Annotated in this window: 15 protein-coding genes; 11 read left to right on the forward strand and 4 right to left on the reverse strand. The window is 72.3% G+C overall.

Annotated features, from left to right (window positions below; translation table 11 throughout):
* Positions 1 to 195 precede the first annotated feature (195 nt).
* A complete protein-coding gene (locus FHX74_RS00300; protein ID WP_182558119.1) occupies positions 196 to 5,727 on the reverse strand; it encodes an ATP-binding protein in 5,532 nt (1,843 codons plus the stop codon).
* Between the two features lie 178 nt (positions 5,728 to 5,905).
* On the opposite strand from FHX74_RS00300, the gene FHX74_RS00305 reads away from it, so the two are divergent.
* The 5 genes from FHX74_RS00305 (at position 5,906) to FHX74_RS00325 (ending at position 10,271) form a co-directional block, all read left to right on the forward strand.
* The gene (locus FHX74_RS00305; RefSeq protein WP_182558120.1) at positions 5,906 to 6,307 is read left to right on the forward strand and encodes a VOC family protein; all 402 of its coding nucleotides are present in this window, start codon (positions 5,906 to 5,908) and stop codon (positions 6,305 to 6,307) included.
* Between the two features lie 64 nt (positions 6,308 to 6,371).
* On the forward strand, positions 6,372 to 6,689 hold the full coding sequence (locus FHX74_RS00310) for a PadR family transcriptional regulator (RefSeq protein ID WP_220483430.1): 318 nt from the start codon (positions 6,372 to 6,374) through the stop codon (positions 6,687 to 6,689).
* 1 nt (position 6,690) lies between these two features.
* Positions 6,691 to 7,059 (forward strand): DUF1048 domain-containing protein, encoded by a 369-nt coding sequence (locus FHX74_RS00315; RefSeq protein ID WP_182558122.1) that lies wholly within the window; start codon positions 6,691 to 6,693, stop codon positions 7,057 to 7,059.
* Positions 7,060 to 7,409: 350 nt separating this feature from the next.
* A complete protein-coding gene (gene nhaA, locus FHX74_RS00320; RefSeq protein WP_182558123.1) occupies positions 7,410 to 8,738 on the forward strand; it encodes a Na+/H+ antiporter NhaA in 1,329 nt (442 codons plus the stop codon).
* A gap of 75 nt (positions 8,739 to 8,813) precedes the next feature.
* On the forward strand, positions 8,814 to 10,271 hold the full coding sequence (locus FHX74_RS00325; RefSeq protein WP_220483351.1) for a cation:proton antiporter domain-containing protein: 1,458 nt from the start codon (positions 8,814 to 8,816) through the stop codon (positions 10,269 to 10,271).
* A gap of 64 nt (positions 10,272 to 10,335) precedes the next feature.
* Here the strand turns inward: FHX74_RS00325 and FHX74_RS00330 are convergent, their stop codons facing one another.
* Positions 10,336 to 11,076 carry a GAF and ANTAR domain-containing protein gene (locus FHX74_RS00330; RefSeq protein WP_182558124.1) on the reverse strand — a complete coding sequence of 247 codons (741 nt, stop codon included), beginning with the start codon at positions 11,074 to 11,076 and terminating at the stop codon, positions 10,336 to 10,338.
* A gap of 176 nt (positions 11,077 to 11,252) precedes the next feature.
* Entirely contained in the window at positions 11,253 to 11,936 is a 684-nt protein-coding gene (locus tag FHX74_RS00335) for a hypothetical protein (RefSeq protein ID WP_182558125.1), read from the reverse strand.
* Between the two features lie 281 nt (positions 11,937 to 12,217).
* Here FHX74_RS00335 and FHX74_RS00340 point away from each other — a divergent pair, with 281 nt between their 5' ends.
* The 4 genes from FHX74_RS00340 to FHX74_RS00355 all read left to right on the forward strand — a co-directional run bounded on the left by FHX74_RS00340 (position 12,218) and on the right by FHX74_RS00355 (position 16,626).
* A complete protein-coding gene (locus FHX74_RS00340; RefSeq protein ID WP_182558126.1) occupies positions 12,218 to 12,850 on the forward strand; it encodes a hypothetical protein in 633 nt (210 codons plus the stop codon).
* Between the two features lie 315 nt (positions 12,851 to 13,165).
* The gene (locus FHX74_RS00345; protein WP_182558127.1) at positions 13,166 to 14,005 is read left to right on the forward strand and encodes a polysaccharide deacetylase family protein; all 840 of its coding nucleotides are present in this window, start codon (positions 13,166 to 13,168) and stop codon (positions 14,003 to 14,005) included.
* Between the two features lie 270 nt (positions 14,006 to 14,275).
* The gene (locus FHX74_RS00350; protein ID WP_220483352.1) at positions 14,276 to 15,016 is read left to right on the forward strand and encodes an acetyltransferase; all 741 of its coding nucleotides are present in this window, start codon (positions 14,276 to 14,278) and stop codon (positions 15,014 to 15,016) included.
* Positions 15,013 to 16,626, forward strand: coding sequence for an FAD/NAD(P)-binding protein (locus tag FHX74_RS00355; protein WP_182558128.1), 1,614 nt, complete (start codon positions 15,013 to 15,015; stop codon positions 16,624 to 16,626). The genes FHX74_RS00350 and FHX74_RS00355 overlap by 4 nt, the downstream gene beginning before the upstream one ends.
* Here the strand turns inward: FHX74_RS00355 and FHX74_RS00360 are convergent.
* On the reverse strand, positions 16,623 to 17,546 hold the full coding sequence (locus FHX74_RS00360; RefSeq protein ID WP_182558129.1) for a glycosyltransferase: 924 nt from the start codon (positions 17,544 to 17,546) through the stop codon (positions 16,623 to 16,625). The two genes, FHX74_RS00355 and FHX74_RS00360, sit on opposite strands and share 4 nt — an antisense overlap.
* A gap of 371 nt (positions 17,547 to 17,917) precedes the next feature.
* On the opposite strand from FHX74_RS00360, the gene FHX74_RS00365 reads away from it, so the two are divergent.
* A complete protein-coding gene (locus FHX74_RS00365; RefSeq protein ID WP_182558875.1) occupies positions 17,918 to 19,750 on the forward strand; it encodes a polysaccharide biosynthesis protein in 1,833 nt (610 codons plus the stop codon).
* On the forward strand, positions 19,747 to 20,901 hold the full coding sequence (locus FHX74_RS00370) for a DegT/DnrJ/EryC1/StrS family aminotransferase (RefSeq protein WP_182558130.1): 1,155 nt from the start codon (positions 19,747 to 19,749) through the stop codon (positions 20,899 to 20,901). The genes FHX74_RS00365 and FHX74_RS00370 overlap by 4 nt, the downstream gene beginning before the upstream one ends.
* Positions 20,902 to 20,946: the final 45 nt, after the last annotated feature.

The raw sequence follows: 20,946 nt of genomic DNA on the forward strand, positions 1-20,946 counted from the left end.
ATGTCCGCGAACGCTCGTCGTGCAGAACGACCCGGGCGCGGCTCAGAGGACGCTCGCGAACTCCTCAGCACCGTGCCGTGAGCACACGCCCATCTGAGTGCCCTGAGCCTATCGAAGGGCGAGAGCGCTTCGACAGGCTCAGCGCGCGTGGGCAAGAGGCTCAGCGCGCGTGGGCGACAGGCTCAGGGCCGGTGATCAGCGTCCCGCGAGCCCCTTGCCGATCGCCTCGATGATCTTGGGCCGTAGCTCGGCCGCCTTGATCACCTCGTCGACCGAACCGACCTCGACCGCGCGGTGGATGTTGTGCACCGCGTCGAACTCGGCGGCCAGCTCGTTGATCTTCTCGGCCCGCAGCTGCGCGCGCAGCTCGGAGAGCTCGAGCGAGAGCGGTCCGCGCCGGTCGGCCGGGCTGTCACCGATCCGCCCCTCCAGCTCGCGAATCCGCGGGTCGGCCGCGGCCCGCTTGGCCACTTCGGAGGCGAACACCACGGCGGCGGCCGGCGCACCGCCGAGCACCGAGGCGTACGAACCCTCGACGGCCAGCACGGTCAGCTGCGGGTTGAGCCGCTTGGAGAAGACCACGAACGCGCCGCCGTGGTAACGCGAGATGACCACGAAGACGATCGGGCCGTCGAAGTTGACCATGGCCCGGCCGATCTCCGCGCCGTACTCCAGCTGCAGGTTGCGCATCGACTCGGGTGAGCCGTCGAACCCGGAGAGGTTGGCCAGCACCACCACCGGACGATTGCCCGAGGCCGCGTTGATCGCCCGGGCGACCTTCTTGCTCGACCGCGGGAACAGCGTCCCGGCCGTGTAGGCGTCCGGTCCGTCGGTGGGCGGGAACCCGGCGCGCGGTACCGGCTTCGACTCGATCCCGATCAGGCAGACCGCGTGACCACCGACCCGGGCGTCGACGACCACCGCGGTCTCCGCGTCGGCCATCCCGGCCCAGCGCTCGTGCATCGGGTGGTCGGCGTCGGTCACCGCCCGCATCACGGTGCGGATGTCGAAGGCCCGCTTGCGGTCGGGGTTGTGGGTCGAGGAGAAGATCTCGCCGACGGTGCTGAACTCGCCGCTCGGGTGCGGGGTGTCCGACACGTCGCGGTCGACCGGATCGCTGGTCTCCGCCCGGCGCGGACCGGACTCACCCGGTGCCACGTAGGTGTGCTCGTAGTGCGCGAGCACGATGTCGAGGGCCCCGGCCAGGTCCGGCGCCCAGTACTGCGCCTGCCCGTTCGGGCCCATCACCCGGTCGTAGCCGCCGATGCCGAAGTTGTCCTCGGCCGAGACGCTGCCGGCGAAGTCCAGCGTCTGCTTGCCGGTGAGCACCATCGCGCTGTCCGGCGTCATCACCAGGATGCCCTTGGTGTGCATCAGCATGGTGGCCTCGGCGTTCCAGTACGGCTGTGCGCCGACGTTGATGCCGGCCACCACGATGTTGATCTCGTGCCCGGCCTGGGTGAACTCGACGATCCGCTTGAGCGCGGCGGCCACCCAGTCCATGTTCTCGGTGCCGCTGCTCATCGACACCCGGGCGCCGGCCGAGACCGCGTACCACTCGACCGGGACGCCCATCTCCTCGGCCAGGTCGAGGGCGGCGACGATCCGGCTGCACTCCGCCTCCGACAGCGCACCGAGCGCCTTGGTCGGGTCGCCGCACAGCACCACCCGGGTGATGCCGTCGGGATAGAGCGGCGTCGGGGTGGTCACCACCGCGACGATGATCCCGGCGCTGTTCCGGCCGCGCGGCCGGTCCACCGGCACCAGCCGACCGCTGTCGTCCAGGTCGTGCTCGACCAGGCTGCCGCCCCGGGTGAGGGCCGAGGCGAGCTCGTAGGGGTAGACCAGCCCGCGCCGCCGTGACCGGGCGACCTTGGCCGCGTAGTCGTCGAGCGGGGCCAGCGGCTCGCTCGGCGGGGCGATCACGTCGGCCGCGGTGCCCCCGTCCGGACGGGCCCTGAAGCGGATGGCGATGGGGTGGACCACGCCTTCGGCGTCGGCCACCCGGCCCTGGGCGAGCACCTCCTCGATCCCGGTGCCGTCGCTGAGCGGGGTGATCTTGTCCTGCAACGCCGTCAGCTCGCCCAGGTCGGCCTCGATCGCCGGCCAGACGGTGACCCAGACGTGGTTCATCTCGAGCTGCGACCCCGCCGACCCGCGCTGGGTGCGGACCCGGCGGATCGCCTCCAGGCAGTTCTCCACCGCGCGCTCGGCGTGCGGCAGCGCGACCACCCGGCCCTCGTCGTCGCGGACCACGGCCATCTGCCGCACCTGGGCGGCGGCGACCAGCCGCCGGTCGGACGGGTTCGAGCGGGCCACGCACTCGTAGAGCTGGACGTTGGCCGGCGCCTGCAGCCGGGTGACGTCGAACTCGCGCAGCCGCCAGAGGTTGAGCCGTCGGCCGACCATCGGGTGCATGTCGCGCACCAGCGCGTCCTCGACCAGCTCGTCGCCGTCGGGCCGGAAGGTGAAGTAGGCCACCGAGCGGTCGCCACCCGGGCAGACCGCCACGGTCACGCGTCGGGCGGCGGTCACCCACGACTGCCCGGCGAGCAGCTCGATGAGCTGGGCACTGAGGGCGTCGGGATCGGTGGATGGACCGCGGCCCGCCGGGTCGTCCGGCCAGCGCAGGTAGACCTCGACCACGGTGTCGTGGTCGGGCGCGAGCGCGGCCGAGACGGCCTCGCCCAGGGCCCCGCCGGCACCGAGCTCGTCGATCGCGCCGACCGTCGAGACCACCCGGGTCGGCCCGTGCTCGCCGCTGACGTACTCGGCGCGGACCAGCGGACGCCCGCCGTCCTCGGTGCAGACCAGGTCGTGCAGGTCGTACTCGAGGTAGTGCCGGCGGATCAGCACCTCGAGCAGCGGCTCGCGGCCGCCGATCCCGGCGGCCAGCCGGTCGTTGAGGAAGCCGATCAGCTGCTCCGGGATGGCGGTCAGCGCCTCGATCCGGACGTCGCGGTCCGGCGCGTCGGGGTCGACCAGCGCCGCCACCTCCTCGGCGACGCCGGCCAGCACCTGCTGGCGCTCCTCGTCGACCTGGCGCTGGTCGAACCAGCCGAACCGCACCGAACGGGCCAGGTCCCCGATCACCGGGAACCGGCGCTGGGTGACCCGGACCAGCCGTTCGAGCACGGTCCGCGCCGACCGGGCCACCGCGGCGGACGGCGCGGGCAGGGTCAGCCAGCGCTGCAGCAGCCCGATGACGACGTCGACGTCGTCGTTGCGCTGCTGCACCAGGAAGATCCGGAACAGCGCCTCGTCGAGCGCCGGCCCGGGCTCGAGCTCGGTCACGTCGTAGTGCGCCAGCACCCGGAGCAGCTTCTCGCGGAAGTGCTCGGGGAGGCCGGCGCGGTCGAGGTCGAGGGTGCCCAGGTAGGTGTGGAAGTACTCCCGCGGGCTGTGCACCCGCAGCTCGGTGTGCAGCTCCTCGTCGGCGGGTCGGTTGCGGGTCAGGTCGGCGACGTCGGTGAAGAGCTCGATCAGTGCCGTCTCCTCGGCCAGCACGTCGACGCCGGTGGCCGCCAGCGCGTCCCGGTTCTCCAGGTAGCTCCGGAGCACCGCGGCCCCGCGGGTCGGGCTGATGTCCCAGCCCAGCAGCAGGTCACGGAGCGCGCTCAGCGCCAGCCGCGCCCGGCCGGCGGCGTCGAGCTCGGCGGTCGGGTCGGTGGGCAGCTCGATCGGCGGCGGGGTGGGCGCGTCGGCGGCCGCGGCCTCGCCGATCGGCTCGACCCGGGCCAGCGGTTCGCCGCTGCCCACCTGGGTGCCCGCGCGGACCAGCAGCTCGACCAGCCTTCCGCTGACCGGTGCGGCCAGCACGGTCTCCATCTTCATCGACTCGAGCACCAGCACCGGCTGGCCGGCCTCGACCTCGGTGCCCACCGCGACCGGAGTGCCGACGACCAGCGCGGGAGTCGGGGCCCGCATCACGCCGCCCTCGTCGCGGCTGATCCGGTGCGCGACGCCGTTGACCTCGACCAGCCGGGTCGTGCCGTGGGTGGCGAGGACCAGCCGGTAGCGGTCGCGGCCGATGACCAGCCGGGCGTGGACGTCGTCGATCCGCTCGAGCCGGGCCAGCACCGTGTGGACCCCGTCGGGGGCGTCCGGGTCGTCGATGGCCACCCGGTACTGGGCGGCGCTGATCCGGCCGACGGTCATCCGGTAGCCGGTGCCGCGGAGCTCGAGCTCGATCCGGCGCTCGGTCTCGTGCGAGAGCTGCGGACGTCCGCCGCGGGCGGTGGCCAGAAAGTGGCTGATCTCGTCGCGCTCGGTCTCCGCGTAGGTCTCGATCGCGGCGGCGACCAGCGCGGCCCCCGCGTGCGCGTCGGCGACGAGCCCGCCGGCGGCGACGGTCCGGTCGATCCAGCCGGTGTCGGCCCAGGCCGGCTCGCCGCGGGTGACCTCGGGGCGGTCGAGCAGGGTCAGCACGAAGCTCTTGTTGGTGGCGCCGCCGGCGATCACCACGTTGGTCTCGAGCATCGCGCGGCGGAGCCGGGCCAGCGCCTCGTCGCGGGTGGCGCCGTAGGCGATGATCTTGGCGATCATCGAGTCGAAGTCGGCCGGGATGGTGTCGCCCTCGGCGACGCCGGTGTCGACCCGGACACCCGGACCGGCCGGGAACTCGAGCCGGGCGATCCGGCCGGGGGCGGGGGCGAACCCACGGTCGGGGTCCTCGGCGTTGAGCCGGGCCTCGATTGCGTGGCCGCGTTCGACCGGACGGTCGCCGGTCAGCGGGATGCCGTCGGCGACCTGGAGCTGGAGGGCGACGAGGTCGAGGCCGGTGACTAGCTCGGTGACCGGGTGCTCGACCTGGAGCCGGGTGTTGACCTCGAGGAAGGCGAAGCTGCGGGTCTCGGGGTGGTAGAGGAACTCGACGGTGCCGGCGCCGGCATAGCCGACGGCCAGCGCGAGCCGTTCGGCGGCCGCCTTGAGCTCGTCGGACTGGGCCGGCTCGAGCAGCGCGGAGGCGGACTCCTCGATCACCTTCTGGTTGCGGCGCTGGACCGAGCAGTCGCGGACGCCGACCGCCCAGGCGGTGCCCTGGCCGTCGGCGATCACCTGCACCTCGACGTGGCGGGCGCCGGTGATCAGCTTCTCGATGAACACGATCCCGCTGCCGAAGGCGCGGGCGGCCTCGTCCCGGGTCCGCTGGTAGGCGTCGACGAGGTCCTCGGGCCGGTCGACCCGGCGGATGCCGCGGCCACCGCCGCCGGCGGTGGCCTTGAGCATGAGCGGGTAGCCGATCCGCTCGGCCACCTCGAGGGCCTGTTCGAGGGTGTCGACCGGGCCGCGGCTCCACGGCGCGATCGGGACGCCGGCCTCCTCGGCGATCAGCTTCGAGCCGATCTTGTCGCCGAGTCGGCGCATCGCCTCGGCGCTCGGGCCGATGAAGGTGACGCCGAGCCGGGCGCAGAGGTCGGCGAAGTTCGGGTCCTCGGCGACGAAGCCCCAGCCGACCCAGACAGCGTCCGCGGCGGTCTCGCGGAGCGCGGTCTCGAGCCGGGAGAGGTCGAGGTAGGGCCGGTCGGCCGCGTTGCCCAGCAGGTAGGTCTCGTCGGCCTCGCGGACGAACGCGGCGCCCGCGTCGACGTCGGTGTAGAGCGCGACGGTGCGGAGCGGCTCACCCCCGTCGAGGCTGCGACGGGCGTTCAGGTCACGGACGGCGTGGATCAGTCGCATCGCCGCTTCGCCGCGGTTCACGATGACGATCCGGCTCGACTTCGGCATCCTCCGACCTAAGCACGCCCGACCCGCTCCGCGCTTGTGAGGGGTCTACAAGGAAGGGCGTGTCTGCTTTGTAGAGATCGGTGCCTCTGGTCGCGGGCGTCCGGATGGGTCAGGCTGGGGCGCGGGCGACCGGACGAAGCAGCCGTCCGCACGACGCTCGCGAGCACGGAGGACCGCCATGGCGCAGGCGACGCCGTTCCTGACCTTCCAGCCCAGCCGGGGCCAGAGCGCGGCCGAGGCGATGACCCGCTACCTCGACCTCTTCGGCGGCGAGGTGCTGAGCGACCAGCGCTACGGCCCCGACGGCCCCGGGCCCGAGGGCTCGGTGATGCTGGCCGAGTTCACCCTGGGCGGGACCCGGGTGCGGTGCAGCGACAGCTTCGTCACCCACGACTGGACGTTCACCCCGGCGGTCTCGCTCTGGGTGACCGCGGACAGCGAGGACGAGCTGCGGCGCTGGTTCGACGGGCTGGCCGACGGCGGCCACGTCACCATGCCGGTGGACGACTACGGCTTCGGTCTCTTCGGCTGGGTCGACGACGCCTTCGGCGTCTCCTGGCAGCTGGCGCTGGGCGGCTGACCCTCTGCTCGGGCGTGCTACTCTTCCTCGCTAGGTACTGGAGGAGGTGCGCGTGCCCAAGCTGATGACGGAGATGCTCAAGGGGACGCTCGAGGGCATCGTGCTGGCGATCCTCGGCGCCCGGCCGGCGTACGGCTACGAGATCACCGCCCGGCTGCGCGACGAGGGGTTCAGTGACCTCGCCGAGGGCACCGTCTACGCCCTGCTGGTGCGGATCGAGCAGCGCGGTCTGGTCGACGTGACCAAGGTGCCCTCCGAGAAGGGCCCGCCGCGCAAGGTCTACGCGCTCAACCCGCAGGGCCGGGAGTACCTCGACGAGTTCTGGAGGACGTGGAGCTTCCTGGCAGGACGCCTGGATCAGCTGCGGCAGGAGGGAGCCTGAGATGGCACCGAAGTGGCTCGAGCTGGTCACCGGACCGCTCGAGGAGAAGAAGCAGTACCGCCAGGCCAAGGCCCGGCTGGAGGCCCTGCCCGAGCCGTACGGCAGCACGGCGAAGGCGTTCCACCGCTATCTGATGATGTACGGCGGGATGGTCGGGGGGACGACGATCGTCGCCATGCTCGAGGACTTCGCCGACCTCTGGGAGCGGGCCGCCACCGACCGGACCACGCTCCGCGACGTGGTCGGCGACGACCCGGTCGAGTTCGCCGAGACCTTCGCGCAGGCGTACAGCGGCAAGCACTGGATCGACAAGGAACGGGCTCGGCTCGTCCAGGCGGTCGGGGCCGCGGAGCGCAGCCCGTCAAGCTGACCGAGCGGCGCGGCGATCCGACGAGATGCCTTGTGGGGGATTGGCGCGATGTCCCCGATTCGTGTTGGATATCTCCTCGGCGCGTTCGGAGGTCCGGGCGTCTCCCACGATCGTCCGGACCGACCCAGAACCGGACGTCCGCCCACCCAGGGGGTCCGCACGGCTCGGCCTTCCCCCGGCCGGTCAGCCGTTCGCCTGATCCCTGCCGGACGGGACGTCCCGGGCTCGCGCTCGGGACGCCCCGTCACGGGCTCCGTCTGTTTCGGTCCGTGGGTCCGCGACCGGTAACCTGACCGGAGGTGTGCCGGGAAGTCTGGTCGGCGTCGACGACCCGACCCCGGAGGTGACCCATGGCGACCGGCTCTCGCAAGCGTGCGCTGACCCAGGCGCTGTTCAGCCGCGGATCCTGGCCCGAAACCCAGCGCGTCGCCGAGGTGCTCCGGCGCGAAACCGTGGGCGGCGCGTTGCTGCTCGCGGCCACGCTGGTCGCGCTGATCTGGGCCAACTCGCCGCTCGGCGGTGCCTACACCCGGCTCACCGAGTTCGAGGTCGGACCGCAGGCACTGCATCTCGACCTCTCCCTCGGGCGGTGGGCCGCCGACGGGCTGCTGGCCATCTTCTTCTTCGTCGCCGGGCTCGAGCTCAAGCGCGAGTTCGTCGCCGGTGACCTCCGTGACCCGCGCCGGGCGGTGCTGCCGGTGGTCGCGGCGGTCGGCGGCATGGCCGTCCCTGCGGTGATCTTCGTGCTGTTCAACCTGAGGGCCTCGGACGGAGCGCTGAGCGGCTGGGCCATTCCGACCGCCACCGACATCGCCTTCGCGCTTGCCGTGCTGGCAGTCGTCTCCACCCATCTGCCGACGGGACTGCGGACCTTCCTGCTGACCCTCGCCGTGGTCGACGACCTGCTGGCCATCACGGTGATCGCCTTCTTCTACACCCGCGAGCTGCACCCGCTGTTCCTGCTGATGGCGCTGGTGCCGCTGGGCCTGTTCGGTCTGCTCGTCCAGAAGCGGATCCGGTCGTGGTGGCTGCTCGTCCCGCTGGCGGTCATCACCTGGGCGCTGGTGCACGCCTCCGGGGTGCACGCGACCGTGGCCGGGGTGCTGCTGGCCTTCACCGTGCCGGTGATCCGCAGCGAGGCGGCCGGCGGCCCGGAAGCCGGACCCGGTCTGGCCGAGCACTTCGAGCACCTGCTCAGACCCGTCTCGGTGGGCTTCGCCGTCCCGGTGTTCGCGTTCTTCGCCGCCGGGGTCGAGATCGGCGGACTCCGCGGGCTCGCGGCCTCGCTCACCGACACGGTCGCCCTCGGCATCGTCGTCGGTCTGGTCGTCGGCAAGGCGGTCGGGATCTTCGGTGCCACCTTCCTGGTCGCCCGCTTCACCCGCGCCTCCCTCGACGACGCGTTCCGCTGGATCGACGTCGCGGGAGTGGCGGTGCTGGCCGGGATCGGCTTCACCGTCTCGTTGTTGATCGGTGAGCTCGCCTACGGTGCCGGGAGCGAACGCGAGGCGCACGTCAAGGTCGCCGTGCTGGTGGGCTCGCTGCTGGCCGGGACGATCGCGGCCACGCTGCTGCGGATCCGCAACCGTGCCTACCGGCGCCTCTGCGCGGCCGAGGAGGTCGACGACGACGGCGACGGCGTCCCGGACGTCTACCAGGGCCGGGCCCAGCTGAACTGACCTGTCCCGAGTGCGCGCCTCGGCGCGCGAGATGATCATGGCGATCCACGCCGTCCGAACCGGAGAGGGGGAGCGGTGAACGAGACGATGCAATACGCCTTCTCGGTGCTCCTCATCGGGCTGGTCGGTGTCGCCGCACTGCTCTCGAACCGGCTGACCGAACGGATCCGCATCCCCGCCCCGGCCGTGATGTTGGTCGCGGCGGCTCTGCTGGTCCAGCTGGTCCCGGCGGTCCACGAACCGCCTGAGCTCACCGTCGAGCGGTTGGTCACGCTCGCACTGCTCTTCATCCTCTTCGACGGGGGCGTGCACATCGGCTGGCGACGCTTCCGGGCCGCCGCCGGACCGATCACGATCATCGGTGTCCTCGGCACCTTCCTCACCGCCGCGGCCGCCGCCGTGTTACTGCACGTGGCCTTCGGTCTGCCCTGGTTCGCGGCGCTGCTGGTGGCCACCGCGGTCGCGCCGACCGACCCGGCGATGGTGTTCTCGGTGCTTGGCAAACGCGAGATCGAGGGCCGGAGCTCGACGATCCTCGAGGGGGAGTCCGGAGCCAACGACCCGGTCGGCATCGCCCTGATCGCCAGCCTGCTGGCCGCGGGGGCGGTGAGCGCGAACGCCTTCGCCCACGTCGGGCTCATTTTCCTGCTGCAGATGGTGGTCGGTGGTCTCATCGGGTTGGTCGGCGGTCGCCTGGTGGTGATCTTCATCCGACGGGTGCCGCTGCCGAGCGAGGCGCTCTACCCGATCCGGACGCTGGTCTGCGTGCTGCTGCTCTACGGGATCGCCACCCTGGCGCAGGGGTCGGGGTTCCTGGCCGTCTTCGTCGCGGGGATCGTCGTCGGGGATGCCCGGGCGCCGTACAAGCGCGAGATCGAACGCTTCCACGGTGCGCTCGCCGGGGTGGCCGAGATCGTGGTCTTCGTGGTGCTGGGGCTCACCGTGCGGCTGTCGAGCCTGGCCGATCCGGCCGTCTGGGTGACCGGTCTGGTCCTCGCGCTGGCTCTGACGCTGGTGATCCGTCCGGTGCTCGTCGGGCTGTGCGTGATCCCGGCCCGATTACGTCGTAACGAGAACGTCTTCGTCCTCTTCGCCGGCCTCAAGGGTGCGGTCCCGATCCTGCTGGCGGAGATGCTCCGCAAGGCCGACGTGCCCCAGGCGGAACGGCTCTACGGGATCATCGTCGTGGTCGTGATCTTCTCGGTGCTGGTGCAGGCGACGCTGACGCCGACCGTGGCACGTGCCCTCGGCCTGCCGATGCGCGTGGTCGAACCCCAGCCCTGGACCCTCGGGGTCCGCCTCCGGGACGAGCCCGAGGGCGTGCAGCACTACACCATCGGCGAGGGCGCCGACGCCGTCGGTCGGACCGTCGGATCGCTGCACGAGCTCGGCGAGGACGTCTGGATCAACCTGCTGGTCCGAGAGCAGCGACTGGTCCCGCTCCACGGCGACGTCGAGCTGCGCAGCGGCGACGAGCTCGTCGTCCAAGTCCCGGAGGACCGCAAGGAGTCGCTGCAGCGGCTCTTCGGCTGACCCGCCCGCATCCACCGCAGAGCAGGGACACGACGACCCTGGGCATCTGCAGGGCGTGCGCGGATCAGGACGTCGGGACCGTCGCCCGTGCGTTCGCGCCCGCGTGCAGGCAGCTGAGGTCACGGGTGGTCACCGGCTCGGTGGCCAGGTCGACGATCCGCCGGTTGTTGGTCTGCGACAGCCGCTGCAGCACCCCGAACGCCCGGTCGGGGTCGAGGGCGAACCGCTCCATCAGGATGCCGATCGCCTGACCGATCACCGTGCGGGACTCCATCGCGTCCCCGCGCTGCCGGATCTCGCGCGAGGCGGCGAGGGCGATCGCGAGGTGGGTGCTCAGCTCGTGCGCGAGCCGCATCCGCACGTCGTCGAACGCGTCGACGTCGTCGGAGTAGAGCGTCAGGGTGCCGAGCGACTGCGCGCGTCCCTGCTGGTCGTAGCCGGTCAGCACGAACGCTGCCGCAGTCCGCACGCCGAGCTCACGGGCGGCCTGCCGACCCCAGATCGGCCATCTCCGGTCGGACTCGACGTCGTTGCTGGCCACGCTGCACGCGCTGTGCAGGCTGTCCAGCGACGGACCCTCCTGGGCGGCCATCTGTCTCGCGATGCTGCCCGGACCGACCTCGTCGGTCCAGGCCCAGGGCCGCAACCCCCGCTTGTCCCGGATCGCTGCTCCCACGTGGTGGCAGCCAGGAACGAGCTCGGCAACGAGCTCCACGCCGCGCTGCAGGCGTTCGCACTCGTGGGCGGATTCGTTGACGGCCCGGGCGAACTGCTCGGCCGCCGACATCATCTGGGTGGTGTCCATCGGTGGACCCCGTCTCTTCGGTCGCCGCCACCGCGGGCGGCGCGTCCTTCGGCGGCTTTGGTTCAACCTCCGAGGAGCTCGGCACGGACGTCGATCGGTCCGGCCGCGTGACACCCGTGACAGATGCCTTGCTGGCAGCTTGCCAGACCGCACCAAACCCGGCAACCGGTCGCCGCTCAGGCCCCGCCCGCCACCTCGACCGTGGTGGTCCGCCGGGCCACGAGCGCGGCCGCGAGCTCGTCGAGGTCGCGGTCGGTGCGGAAGGCGAAGCCGCGCAGCATGGCCAGCGCGTCGGAGGAACAGCAGCCGGTGCCCTCCTCGAGCATGCCGATCGCCTGCCAGACCCGCATCCGGTCGACCACCGGTCGGCGTGCGCACCAGGCCACGGAGCCGTTGCTCTCGGTGGGCGGGCACGCTGGCTGCTCGTCGGCGGCGAGCGAGCGCGACAGCGTGCCGATCGCGCGCCGAACCAGCGCGGCGGCCTCACGCACCCGGTCCGGAGAGGGGCACCAGCGTCGGTCGGGACGCGGGGAAAAGAGGTCGAGCACGGCCTGCAGGCTCCCGGCCGCCACCCGGATCGTGACCGTGGAGCGATAGGGCGTCGCCTCGGCCATCACCTGGTGGAAGAGCGGCCAGCGTCGCCGGATCACCGCCTCGTCGAGCGCCAGGGTCGGCGCCACCGCCGTCTCGAGGCCGGGTGCGTCCCCCAGCGTCGCCGAGGCCTGCTCGAGGCGGCGGACGTGTGCATCGCTCGCCGCCAGCGGCACCCGCAGGTCGTCCAGGGCGAGGGTGATCCCGGCGGCCGGCACCTCGAGGAGGTCGAGGCAGTGGTCGATCGGGACTCCCGTCGACGTGCTCATCCCGTCACTCCCGTCCGCTGCGTCGACACCGACAGTCGACGTGGGCAGCGTCGAGGTCCGCATACCCGAGCCCGGCGGTCTTCAACCGGACCGCGGAGGCGGCGGACTAGCCGCGGGCGCCGTTCCCGCGGCCCTCTTGACCGGGTCCTGAGCATCGGCCGAAACGCTGAGCGAGCTTTCGGCTCGCGCGGACGACAGCCGAACCGCGTCCTGATGTGTTGAATCTTGAATTGTTCTTGTCAGCAGGACCCCCCAAGAACAGCACTCAGGAGCCCCCCGAAATGTCGAACACCACCCCCAAGAACACGAACGCCAAGAGCACGACCGTGAAGAAGATCGTCGCCTTCACCGCGATCCCCGCCGCCCTGGTCGTCTCCGGTCTCGCCGTCGCGCAGGCCTCCTACTCGGCCTACTCCGCGACCACGGTCAACCCGACCTCGAACTGGACCTCCGGCACCGTCGCGCTGTCCGACGACGACGCCAACACCGCCCTGTTCACCGCCTCCAACCTCAAGCCCGGTGCGACCGGTAGCCAGTGCATCACCGTCACCTCCACCGGCAGCCTCGCCTCCACGGTCAAGCTGTACGGCACGAACTACGCGACGACCAATGACCTGGCTTCCCAGATCAGCCTGACCGTGGTCCAGGGCAGCGGCGGCTCGTTCGGCAACTGCACCAACTTCACCGCCTCGACCACCAACCCGACCCTGTACTCGGGCAGCCTGGCCGGCTTCGGCACCGGCGCCACCGCCAAGACCAGCTTCGCCACCGGGATCGGGGACTGGGCGCCGACCGGCACCGGGTCGGAGTCCCGGACGTTCAAGATCAGCTACAGCCTGGCCAGCAACGCCCCGAACTCCAGCCAGGGCGGCACCGCCGCGCTGGGCTTCACCTGGGAAGCCCAGAACAGCTGAGCCACCGGCCGGCGACCACGATCTCTCCGGGCCCTGCACCTGCTGACACACGCGCAGGGACTGGCCGGCCACCAGGGGGCGGCCGACCGCCGGAGCACCGCACGACCCGGACCGGCCCGCGCCGGTCCGGGTCGTTGCCCGTCGCCAGAAAGTCCTGATCGAGGAATCGCTACAGATTTCCACTGAGCCGAGCCTGTGAGCCCATGAGAGGTGACAATGGACAGCGTTTCCCCCCGAAACGGCGCACCGGGCAGCACGCCTGGTGCCGGTCACGGCACGGCACACGGCGTGCACAGTCGAAAGGGGGTGAGGCACGTGGCTTCCCCGTTCCGCGTCCACCCGACTCCGTACGTCCAGGTCCGCCGGTCGTGGGTGGCGGACTACGAGATCGGTGAACGCCGTCAGGAGCTCGAGACTCCGACGATGCGCCGGCTCAAGCCGCTGCTCGCGCCGTGGAGCTCGTTGATCTGCGTCGACACCATCGACCGGGTGATGGCCCTGACCTTCGACGACGGTCCGGACCCCGAGCTGACCCCGTCCGTCCTCGACGCCCTCGCGGCCGAGGGTGCGCGGGCGACCTTCTTCATGCTCTCCGCGACCGCGCGCCGGCACCCCGCGCTGGCTCGGCGGGTGGCCGCCGAGGGACACGAGATCGCCCTCCACGGCGTCGTGCACGAGCGCAGCACGGAGCTGCCGCTCACCCGCGCCGCGGCCCGGCTGCGCCAGGGCAAGGAGGAGCTCGAGGACGTCGTCGGGCAGGAGATCCGGCTGTTCCGCCCCACCTACGGCGCGATCCGGATGGGGCTGTTGCTGCAGGCCCGTCGGCTCGGGCTCGAGACCGTCATCTGGTCGGCCTGGGCCCGCGACTGGCTCGGCGACCCGCCCGAGGAGGTGGCCGAGCGCGCCTACGTCGCCCGCCATCCGGGGGCGGTCGTGCTGCTGCACGACATCGTCGGGGCCGAGGCCGGCCCTCGCCCGCTGAGCAGCCCGGAGACCGTCCCGCTGCTTCTCGACAAGCTGCGCCCCGAGGGCTGGCGCTACCTCACCGTCGGTCAGCTCACGGCCCGCTATCCGCACATCCGCTGCCACTGGTTCCTGCCACCCGGCAAGTCCCGCCCGAACGGCGCGCCGGCGGAGCCGGGTCGCGCGGCCTGATCCATCGCGTTTCGGCAGGGATCGAAAGGTGACCACGTCCACGGCTCGCGGCAGGCTCCCGGGTGCGGCCGGCAATGCTGCGCAGACCGCCCGCCGTCGCCCCCGGCTGTCGTACGCTGGCGATCCGAGCTCGGACTTGGGCAGTCGGACTCCCGTCGTGACGTCGTCGTCAGGACGGTCGAGAGTCGCGTGACCGACCGGTTGCGGGCGGTCACTGCGGCCGGGGCCACCGCTGCGCCCGAGAGTTCGAACACATCACACGGGGGAGACATGCCGATGCGCGAGGAGGCGCCGACGACGGCACCGGGCGTGCGGCTCTGCGACGTCTACGGCGCCGGCGGTCACGCCCAGGTCGTCTCCGACGTGGTGCGCTCCCAGGGCTGGACGGTGCGCCACATCATCAACGACTACCCGGGCAACCACCACCCGGCGAGCCGCGATCTCGTCCCCGGGATCCGGTTGCTCGGACCCGAGCACTACCCGCCACCGGACGTCCCGGTGGTGATGGCCGTCGGCCGCAACGGCGAGCGCTCCGAGCTGGTGACCATGCTCGAGGGACTCGACGTCCCGGCCGTCTTCCGGCAGGCCGTCCACCCGAGTGCGCTGATCGCTTCGACCAGCACCCTCGGGGAGGGGACGGTGGTGCTGCACGGCGCGGTCGTGCAGCCGAACGCCCGGGTCGGTCGGCACGTGTTGATCAACACCGCGGCCAGCGTCGACCACGACTGCGTCGTCGGTGACTTCGTGCACGTCAGCCCGCACGCGACGCTCTGCGGCCACGTCGAGGTGGGCGAGGGCACCCATATCGGCGCCGGCGCGGTGGTGATCCCCTCGGTGCGGATCGGCCGCTGGTGCCGGATCGGTGCCGGCGCCGTGGTCATCTCCGACGTCCCCGACCACGTCACCGTGGTCGGCAACCCGGCCCGGGTGCTGCCGGACCGGACCGGTGAGCCCGCGCCCGGATCGGGCGACAGCACCACCACACCTCACGCGTACTGGAGGTCCTCATGACGGTGATCGACGCACCCACCTCGTCGGCGACCCTCGACCCGACCGGTGCAGCCGGCGCGACCGGCCACGACCTCGTGTTCGTCGGGGCCGGCGCCTCGACCGCCTACACCCTGGTCGCCCTGCTCGACGTCCTGGCCGAGCACCCGGTCCCCGAGGTCCCGCTGCGGCTCGCTGCGGTCGACCGGGCGAGCGACGCGTTCTCCGGGCTGCCGTACGGCGACCGGGCCGCCCGCACCTGCCTGCTGATCACCTCGCTGCACGACTTCCTGCCCGACGAGGAACGCGGTCGCTTCTCGCGCTGGCTGGCCGAAAACAAGCACTGGGTGTTCGACGAGCTCCACGCCACCGCCGGCGCCTGGGGTCGGACCTGGTGGAGCCGGCACCGCGACGCGATCGCCCGGGACGACTTCGACCTGATCTTCCTGCCCCGCTACGTCTTCGGGGCCTACCTCAAGGACCTGGCCCGTCGGGCGATCGCGCGCGCGGAGGACTCGGGCCGGGCCCGGGTCAGCGTGCTGCGCGACGAGGTCCTCGGCGTTCGCCGGGACGGCTCCGGCTACGAGATCGTCGGCGCCGAGTACCGGCTCCGGGCCGACCGGGTGGTGCTCGCGGTGGGTTCGCCGCCGGCCGCGCCACGGCTCGCGGAGGGCGCGGACGCCGCCGACGCCGTCCTGCTCGACGACCCCTTCGCCGACCTGCCCGCCGCGCTCCGTGCGGTCGGCGCCCGGCTCGATCGGCAGGCCGACCAGCCTGCGCACCCGGCCCACGTCGTGATCATCGGCGGCAACGCCAGCGCGATGGACGTGCTCTACCAGGTGAACGACCTGGACGGCGCCGGGACCGCCGTCGTCACCGTCCTCTGCCCGAGCGGCGAGCTGCCCGCCAAGATCGTCGACCACCCGGCGGCGCCGGGCTTCGAGCCGGCGGAGCTGCAGGCACTGGCCCACAGCGAGACCGTCCGGGCGGCCGAGCTGTACGCCGCCGCGGTTCTCGACATCGGACACGGCCGCGAGGCCGGGTTCACCGCCGCGGACACGCTGGCGCCGGTCTCCCAGGCGGTCATCGCGCTGCTCCCGCGGCTGTCGCCGGAGGAGACGACCGAGTTCGCCGGACGCTGGGGTGCCCAGTTGGGCCGGCACCAGCGCCGGGCCGGGGCCGAGTACTGGGAGGTGGTCGAGCGGCTCACCGCCGAGGACCGCTTCGCGCTGGTCGCGGGCTCCTTCACCGGGCTCGCGGTGGCGTCCGACGGCACCACCGCCGTCGAGTACGTCGGTCCCGACGGGCCGACGCAGCTCGACCGGCCCGCCGACGTGGTCGTCAACTGCGCCGGTCCCGGCGGGGACCTGCGGCTGGCCGCTCCGCGGCTGCTCGGTCAGCTGATCGAGGACGGGGTGTGTCAGCCGAGCCACCTCGGCGCCGGGATCGCCGTCGGCGAGGGGCTGCGGGCCGCGGACGGGCTCTGGGTGATGGGCCCGCTGCTGTCGGGCAACGTCGTCGACGGGCGGCCGATCTGGCACATGGAGCACTGCGGCCGGATCAGCGCCTACGGCACCGAGCTCGGCCGGCGGCTGGCCGGCGAGCTCGGTGACGCCGAGGACGCCGCGGCCTAGGAGCTCGCGCCGCCGATCGTCACCGGTCGCGGTCGAGCGGTGCGGGCCCGGGCTCGGCGCCCGGGCTCGCCCAGCTTGTGGCCGACGTACCAGCCGACCTGCCAGATCAGCGCGCCCGGGTGCGGGACCGAGCGGACCATCCCGATCAGCACGGCGACCTTGCCGCTCTTCTGCCGGGCGGCCTCCGGCGGAGTGGCCCGCGCGGCCTCCGGGACGTCCTCAGGACGGACGTGCGCGAAGCGGTGCTCGATCTCGGCCTGCGCTGCCCCGTAGTTGCGGCCCTGGCGCCACATCGAGCGCAGCGTGCTGCGCAGCCCGACGTGCAGGGTCGCCTCCGGCACGAAGTGCAGCGGGACGCCGGCCAGCTGGACCCGCCAGCAGAAGTCGACGTCCTGCAGACCGATCAGGTCGGGCTCGAAGCCGCCGACCGCCTCGTAGACCGAGCGTTCGATACCCATGTTGCCGCCGCCCGCGTGCGGCAGCGGCGGCCCGACCGGCCACCACTGCAGACCGTCGCCCTGGGGCACGGTCCGGCTGATCGCCGACGGCGAGTTCAGTACCTTGGCGTCGAGCCGGCCGGCCACGAACCGGTGCTCGCGCATGGCGCCGGCCATCGCCTCCAGCCAGCCCGGCGCCACCATGTCGTCGGCGTCGACGAACAGGATCCAGGGCGTGTCACAGGTCGCCACCGCGACGTTGCGGGCGTAGGCGCCGCTGGGTCGGTCCGGGGCCGAGACCACCCGCAGGTCGAGCCGGTCGGCGAAGCTCTCCGCCACCGCGACCGTGCCGTCGGTGCTGCGGTTGTCGACGACCACGACCTCCCAGTCGAGGTCCGGGCCCTGCCCGACGAGAGCCTCCAGCTGCACGCCCAAGGTGTCCTCGGCGTTGTAGGCCGCGATGACGACGCTCAGGTCCTTCACCCGTCTCCACTCTCTTCCTCGTCCGGCCGGCTCACCGGTCCCCCGGGGCCGTCCGGCCCGCCCGGCGACGCCCGCAGGCGGCCGGAGCGCTCGGTGTCGCACCGTCCCCCACGGACGACCGAGACGACGATAGGCGTTCTCCGGGTCCGGCGGAGCGGGTCACTGACATGCTCGGCAGACTCCCGCGCCGTCATCAGGTTGCTCTCAGCGAACGGCGTTTTTTCGGAGTCGCCGATGTGACCTACCCCGCTGGCTAGAATCGCCGTGTCTCCACCCGCCCGCAGTCGGGCGCTGGTGGATCGGCGGCCGCATTCGGCCGTGCAGATGATCGGGGGATCATGAGAGAACGCAGACGGCACCGTGCTGCCGTGATGACGTCCGAGGAGGGCGACGGAGGCCGCGCGCTACGCCCGGCCGTGCTCCGCGTCGTGGACACGCTCGCGGTCGCGGTGGGCATGGTGCTCGCCCACGCGGCCCGCTACGACGACTCGGCCGAACCGATGAACATCGTCGGTCTGGTGATCGGCGTGGTCGTCGCGGCCGCCGTCTTCCTCGCCGTGGCCACGGCGCTGCGACTGCACCAGGGCCGGCACGCGCTCGGCAGCGCTGACGAGTTCCGGACGCTGGCGGTCGCGGTCGGCTCGGCCACCCTCGCCGTGCTCGCACTCGACTTCGTCACCGGCTCCGCCCGGCTGATGCCGCTGAGCGTGCCGGTGGTCGGTGGGCTGATCGCCTTCGTCGTCACCATCGGCTACCGCGCGATCGTCGCCGCCCGGGTGCTGGCCGCGGCTCCGCCGCGAGCCGGCCGGCGCACGCTGGTCTTCGGCGCCGGAGCCGCCGCCCAGCAGCTGATCCGCTCGATGATCTGGGACGACAGCGGCCACCTGCCGGTCGGTCTGCTCGACGACGACCCCGCCAAGCGGCACCTGGAGATCAAGGGCGTCCGGATGCTCGGCGGGCGCGAGGACATCGCCGCGGCCGCCGCCCGCACCGAGGCCGAGGTGTTGATCATCGCGCTGCCGTCGGCCGAGTCCGACCTGGTCCGCGACGTCTCCGAGCGCGCGGTCGCCGCCGGGCTGACCGTCAAGATCCTGCCGAAGATCTCCGATCTGCTCGACCGGAAGGGGATCGGCATCCGCGACGTCCGCGACATCAACATCGCCGACCTGCTCGGACGCCGCCAGGTGGAGACCGACGTCAAGCAGATCAGCGGCTACCTGCGCGGCAAGCGGGTGCTGGTCACCGGTGCCGGCGGGTCGATCGGGTCCGAGCTGACCCGGCAGATCCACAGCGAGGGGCCGGCCGAGCTGATGATGCTCGACCGCGACGAGTCCGCGCTGCACGCGCTGCAGCTGACCCTGTTCGGGGAGGCCCGGCTCGACCTGCCGCAGGCCATCCTCGCCGACATCCGCGACGGCGAGGCGCTCCGCCGGCTGTTCGAGGAGCGGCGTCCCGAGGTGGTGTTCCACGCCGCCGCGCTCAAGCACCTCAACATGCTCGAGCAGTACCCGGACGAGGCGTGGAAGACCAACGTGCTCGGCACCCTTAACGTGCTCGCCGCGGCCACCGCGGTCGGTGTCGACCACTTCATCAACGTCTCCACCGACAAGGCCGCCGACCCGGTCAACGTGCTCGGCCGGAGCAAGCGGCTGGCCGAGCGGCTGACCGCCACCTTCGGGCAGCACGCCACCGGACGGTTCCTGTCCGTCCGGTTCGGCAACGTGCTCGGCAGTCGGGGTTCGGTGCTCGAGACCTTTGCGGCGCAGATCGCCCGCGGCGGTCCGGTCACGGTGACCGACCCCGAGGTCACCCGCTACTTCATGACCATCCCCGAGGCCGTCCAGCTGGTCATCCAGGCCGGCGCGATCGGGGCCGACGGCGAAGCGCTCGTGCTCGACATGGGCACGCCGGTGCGGATCGCCGACGTGGCCGAGCAGTTGATCAAGCTCGAGGGCCGTCCGATCGAGATCCGCTACACCGGTCTGCGTCCGGGCGAAAAGCTGCACGAGGAGCTGTTCGGGGCCGGCGAGCACGACGAGCGCCGGGCGCACCCGTTGATCAGCCACTGCGCGGTGCCGGCCTTCTCGCTGGACGCCGTCGAGCAGATCCGCACGGCGCACGGCATGGACGACTTCGTCGCCACCGAGGACGCCAAGCCGCTGCCGCTGGAGCGGGCAGCCCAACTGAACGGGGTGACCCGATGACCGCACCGACCCGCCTGCGGGAGCGGATCTACATGTCCTCGCCCGACGTCGGCGCGCGCGAGGAGGAGCTGGTGGTCGAGGCCCTCCGCTCCGGCTGGATCGCGCCGCTGGGGCCGATGGTCGACGAGTTCGAGCGTCAGCTCGCCGAGCGCTGCGGCCGTCGGTACGCGGTCGCGCTCTCCTCGGGGACGGCGGCGCTGCACCTGGCGCTGCTCAACGTCGGGGCCGCCCCGGGGACGGTGGTGATCGTCCCGACGATGACCTTCGCGGCGACCGCGAACGCGGTCGTCTACACCGGCGCCGAACCCGTGTTCGTCGACTGCGACCCGGCCACCGGCAACCTCGACCCCGCTCTGCTCGACCAGGCCCTCACCGCACTGCGCCGCGAGGGCGCCCGTGTGGCGGCCGTGGTGCCGGTCGACCTGCTCGGCCGGAGCGTCGACCACACGGCGATCGGCCCGGTCTGCGCGGAGCACGGCGTCCCGGTGATCTCCGACGCGGCCGAGTCGCTGGGCGCCTCGCACGCCGGGCGTCCGGCGGGCTCGTTCGGGATCGCGGCGGCCGTCTCGTTCAACGGCAACAAGATCATGACCACCAGCGGTGGCGGGGTGCTGCTCACCGACGACGCCGCGTTCGCCGACCGGGTGCGCTATCTGAGCACCCAGGCCCGGCAGCCGGCCGTGCACTACGAGCACACCGAGGTGGGCTACAACTATCGGCTCAGCAACCTGCTCGCCGCGCTCGGTCTGGCCCAGCTCGAACGGCTCGACGCGATGATCGGTCGGCGTCGTGCGCTGCGCGCGGAGTACGACCGGCTGTTCGCCGACGTCGCCGGGGTGAGCCTCTTCCAGCGCGTCGGCGACCAGTACGACAACTGCTGGCTGACCGCGATCCTCGTCGACCCGGCGAGCGCGGGGTGGGCGGCCGACGACCTGCGCTCGGCCCTCGACGTCTGCAACATCGAGTCCCGGCCGCTGTGGAAGCCGATGCACCAGCAGCCGGTGTTCGCCGGGGCTCGGTCGTTCCTGACCGGCGCGGCCGACCGCCTGTTCGCCACCGGGCTGACCCTGCCGAGCGGATCCGCGCTCGGGCCGGAGGAGCGGTCCGAGGTCATGGGTGTGATCGGGGACTTCCTGCGCGATCGTCGCTGACCCCTGCGGCGCTGACCAGCGCGCGCACGGCGGCCAGGACCTGTG

This window comes from Microlunatus kandeliicorticis (assembly GCF_014137855.1).
Classification (GTDB): Bacteria; Actinomycetota; Actinomycetes; order Propionibacteriales; family Propionibacteriaceae; genus Microlunatus; species Microlunatus kandeliicorticis.

Bases quoted from the DNA above. Each gene is read 5' to 3' on its own strand.
- FHX74_RS00300 (WP_182558119.1), bottom strand. From the start codon at position 5,727: ATGCCGAAGTCGAGCCGGATCGTCATCGTGAACCGCGGCGAAGCGGCG.
- FHX74_RS00370 (WP_182558130.1), top strand. From the start codon at position 19,747: ATGACCGCACCGACCCGCCTGCGGGAGCGGATCTACATGTCCTCGCCC.
- FHX74_RS00310 (WP_220483430.1), top strand. From the start codon at position 6,372: ATGACGGAGATGCTCAAGGGGACGCTCGAGGGCATCGTGCTGGCGATC.
- nhaA (WP_182558123.1), top strand. From the start codon at position 7,410: ATGGCGACCGGCTCTCGCAAGCGTGCGCTGACCCAGGCGCTGTTCAGC.
- FHX74_RS00365 (WP_182558875.1), top strand. From the start codon at position 17,918: ATGACGTCCGAGGAGGGCGACGGAGGCCGCGCGCTACGCCCGGCCGTG.
- FHX74_RS00355 (WP_182558128.1), top strand. From the start codon at position 15,013: ATGACGGTGATCGACGCACCCACCTCGTCGGCGACCCTCGACCCGACC.
- FHX74_RS00305 (WP_182558120.1), top strand. From the start codon at position 5,906: ATGGCGCAGGCGACGCCGTTCCTGACCTTCCAGCCCAGCCGGGGCCAG.
- FHX74_RS00330 (WP_182558124.1), bottom strand. From the start codon at position 11,076: ATGGACACCACCCAGATGATGTCGGCGGCCGAGCAGTTCGCCCGGGCC.
- FHX74_RS00350 (WP_220483352.1), top strand. From the start codon at position 14,276: ATGCCGATGCGCGAGGAGGCGCCGACGACGGCACCGGGCGTGCGGCTC.
- FHX74_RS00315 (WP_182558122.1), top strand. From the start codon at position 6,691: ATGGCACCGAAGTGGCTCGAGCTGGTCACCGGACCGCTCGAGGAGAAG.
- FHX74_RS00335 (WP_182558125.1), bottom strand. From the start codon at position 11,936: ATGAGCACGTCGACGGGAGTCCCGATCGACCACTGCCTCGACCTCCTC.
- FHX74_RS00340 (WP_182558126.1), top strand. From the start codon at position 12,218: ATGTCGAACACCACCCCCAAGAACACGAACGCCAAGAGCACGACCGTG.